4 protein-coding genes and 1 pseudogene are annotated in these 3,537 nt (G+C 57.7%); all 5 read left to right on the top strand.

What is annotated here, in order from left to right; genetic code table 11:
• Nucleotides 1–213: pseudogene (locus tag ACEQU8_RS03375) on the top strand (histone deacetylase family protein); the annotation flags it as partial.
• Nucleotides 210–899, top strand: coding sequence for a carbonic anhydrase (locus tag ACEQU8_RS03370; protein ID WP_370261458.1), 690 nt, complete (start codon nt 210–212; stop codon nt 897–899). The pseudogene ACEQU8_RS03375 and the gene ACEQU8_RS03370, both read left to right, overlap by 4 nt.
• A 123-nt stretch (nt 900–1,022) precedes the next feature.
• Nucleotides 1,023–1,772: an electron transfer flavoprotein subunit beta/FixA family protein gene (locus ACEQU8_RS03365; RefSeq protein WP_370261457.1), complete on the top strand. Its 750-nt coding sequence runs from the start codon at nt 1,023–1,025 to the stop codon at nt 1,770–1,772.
• Between the two features lie 28 nt (nt 1,773–1,800).
• Nucleotides 1,801–2,730: an electron transfer flavoprotein subunit alpha/FixB family protein gene (locus tag ACEQU8_RS03360; protein ID WP_370261456.1), complete on the top strand. Its 930-nt coding sequence runs from the start codon at nt 1,801–1,803 to the stop codon at nt 2,728–2,730.
• Nucleotides 2,731–2,764: 34 nt separating this feature from the next.
• Nucleotides 2,765–3,537, top strand: a 773-nt coding sequence (locus ACEQU8_RS03355; RefSeq protein WP_370261454.1) for an acyl-CoA dehydrogenase family protein, incomplete at its 3' end; no start/stop codon positions are given.

Here is a 3,537-nt window from a genome sequence, read left to right as displayed (position 1 = left end):
CAGTGTGACTGGAGTTCAGACGTGTGCTCTTCCGATCTATTGGCTGACCTTCGCTTAAGCACCGAAGACTACGGCTGGTTGACCCAGTTTTTAACCCGCGTGGCCGACGAATACTGCGAAGGCCGCCTGGTGAGCACCCTGGAAGGCGGCTACGAATTAAATGCGCTGGCCAACTCGGTGTATGCCCATGTGGAGGCATTGGCCGCTGCATGATCCATTCGCCCCCCCAGCCCTATTCGGAAACGCGCCTGCAAGACATGCTGGCCCGCAATGCGCAATGGGCCCAGCAAATCAGCGCGCTTGACCCCGATTACTTCAAACGGCTGTCGGCGGGCCAAAGCCCTGCCTTCACCGTGATCAGTTGTTGCGACAGCCGCACCGACCCCAACACCCTGTTGCAAAGCAATCTGGGCGAACTGTTCGTGTACAAAAACGTGGCCAACCAAGCGGGTTTGAACGACCTCAGCCTGCAAACCGCGCTTCAGTTTTCGATTGACAGCCTGCAGGTACAGCACCTGCTGGTGTTGGGTCATCACAGCTGTGGTGGCATTCGCATGGCCATGGGATTGCACGCCGGGGGTGCACCCGGAGACTGGCTGGAGGGGGTGCGTACCCTGGCGCATCATCACCAATTGTTGGGGGCCGACTCGCCCACCCTGGCTGCTCGTCGGGTTGACCAATTGGCCGAACTCAATGTGATTCAACAGGTGCGCCAAGCGGCGCTTAGCCCAGCGGTCAATGCCGCTTGGGGACGGGGGCAGGCTGTGGCCATCAGCGGCTTAATTTACAGCATGTCCACAGGGCAGGTTTTGGATTTGAATTGCACCATTCGCCAGCGCGAAGAAATCGACGAGCGGTGCTTTGCCGCCATGAAAGCCATCAACCAGCGATACGCCTAAAAACTCGACATGCGAGCCCCTAGAGTGTACACTCTATGAAAAATCGAACGATCGTGCGTTTTTTAAAAAAACGCTTCGTATAATCTTTTCATCTATTCACCAATTCACAGAGGGATGTCTCGCATGAAAATCCTGGTACCCGTAAAGCGTGTGGTCGACTACAACGTAAAAGTACGCTGCAAGAGCGATGGCTCTGGCGTGGATATCGCCAACGTCAAAATGTCGATGAACCCCTTTGACGAAATCGCGGTGGAAGAAGCCACTCGCCTGAAAGAAGCCGGTGTGGCCACTGAGGTTATCGCGGTGAGCTGTGGTGTGGCCCAGTGTGTAGAAACCCTGCGCACCGCCGCTGCCATTGGTGCGGACCGCGGTATTTTGGTAGAAACCAACGAGGAACTTCAGCCCCTGGCCGTTGCCAAAATTCTCAAGGCCCTGCTCGAAAAAGAAGGTGCCGACCTGGTGATCATGGGCAAACAAGCCATTGATGACGACTGCAACCAAACCGGTCAAATGTTGGCCGCATTGGCTGACCTGCCCCAGGGCACTTTTGCCTCCAAAGTGGTGGTCGAAGGCGGTAAAGTGACTGTAACCCGCGAAGTGGATGGCGGTCTGGAGACCGTGAGCCTCAGCCTGCCAGCGGTGGTGACCACCGACCTGCGCCTGAACGAGCCACGTTACGTGACATTGCCCAACATCATGAAGGCCAAGAAAAAGCCCGTGGACACCATCAAGCCCGAAGACCTCGGCGTGGACGTGTCCCCCCGCATTAAAACCCTGAAGGTGAGCGATCCCCCCACACGTTCTGCTGGCATCACCGTGCCCGACGTTGACACACTGGTCGACAAGCTCAAGAACGAAGCCAAAGTGATCTAAGGCCACCACCGAACACAGGAGAACCAACATGTCCGTACTCGTAATCGCCGAACACGACAACCAAAGCATCAAGCCCGCCACACTGAACACCATTGCCGCCGCCCAAAAAATTGGTGGCGATGTGCATGTGCTGGTGGCCGGTAAAGGCTGCGGCGCTGCCGCTGAGCAAGCTGCAAAAGCCGCTGGCGTGGCCAAAGTGCTGTTGGCCGACGCCGACACCCTGGCCGACCAACTGGCCGAAAACCTGTCAGCCCAAATTTTGGCAGTGGCTGGCAACTACAGCCACATTCTGGCGCCTGCCACCAGCGTGGGTAAAAACGTCATGCCGCGCGTGGCCGCCAAGCTGGACGTGGCCCAAATTTCCGACATCATTGGCGTAGAAGGTGCTGACACCTTCACGCGCCCCATTTATGCAGGCAACGTGATTGCCACGGTGCAGTCTTCCGATTCTGTGAAAGTCATCACCGTTCGCACCACCGCATTCGACCCCGTGGCTGGCGAAGGTGGCTCTGCAGCCATCGAAAACCTGGACGGCGCAGCCGACTCCGGAAAGTCCACCTTTGTGAATCGCGAAGTGGCCAAGAGCGACCGCCCCGAGCTTACCGCTGCAAGCACCATCGTATCGGGTGGCCGTGGCATGGGCTCTGCCGATAATTTCAGCATCCTCAACCCCCTGGCCGACAAGCTGAACGCGGCCATTGGCGCATCTCGCGCCGCTGTGGACGCTGGCTACGCACCCAACGACTGGCAGGTGGGCCAGACCGGCAAAATCGTGGCGCCTCAGTTGTACATGGCATTCGGCATTTCTGGCGCCATTCAGCACTTGGCTGGCATGAAAGACAGCAAGGTGATCGTGGCCGTGAACAAAGACCCCGAAGCACCCATTTTCGGCGTGGCCGACTACGGCTTGGTGGGCGACCTGTTCGAAGTGGTGCCCCAACTCACATCCAAACTGTAATTAACACACACAAGCTGTATCAGGAGACAAGACCATGAGTTACAACGCCCCAGTCAAAGACATGATGTTCGTCTTGAAAGAGTTGGCCGGCTTGGAGCAGGTTTCCCAGTTGCCCGGTTGCGAAGACGCCACCGAAGAAACTGTAGAGGCCGTGCTCACCGAGAACGCCAAATTCACCAGCGAAGTGGTTGCCCCGCTGAACTGGTCTGGGGACGTTGAAGCCGCCAACTGGAAAGACGGCAAGGTCACCACCGCCAAGGGTTTCAAAGAGGCATTCAAAGCTTTCGGCGAACAGGGTTGGCAAGGTCTGCAGCACCCCGTTGAATTCGGCGGTCAGGGCCTGCCCAAGCTGGTGGCTACCCCCTGCATGGAAATGGTCAATGGCTCCAACCTCAGCTTTGCCCTGTGCCCACTGCTGACCGACGGCGCCATCGAGGCCCTGTTGGTGGCAGGTAGCCAAGAGCAAAAAGAAACCTACATTCCCAAGATGATTTCTGGCGAATGGACCGGCACCATGAACCTCACCGAGCCACAGGCCGGTTCCGACCTCGCTTTGGTGCGCACCAAAGCCGTGCCGCAAGGCGATGGCACCTACCGTATTTCTGGCCAAAAAATTTACATCACCTATGGTGAGCACGACATGGCCGAAAATATTGTGCACCTGGTGCTGGCCCGCACCCCCGACGCGCCCGAGGGCGTGAAGGGCATCAGCCTGTTTGTGGTGCCCAAATTCAACGTCAACGCCGACGGCGGCATCGGCGAGCGCAATGGCATCTACTGCGGTGGCCTGGAACACAAGATGGGCAT

It is taken from the genome of Limnobacter sp. (assembly GCF_964228395.1).
Classification (GTDB): Bacteria; Pseudomonadota; Gammaproteobacteria; order Burkholderiales; family Burkholderiaceae_B; genus Limnobacter.
This window is presented reverse-complemented; position numbering and strand designations above follow the sequence as displayed.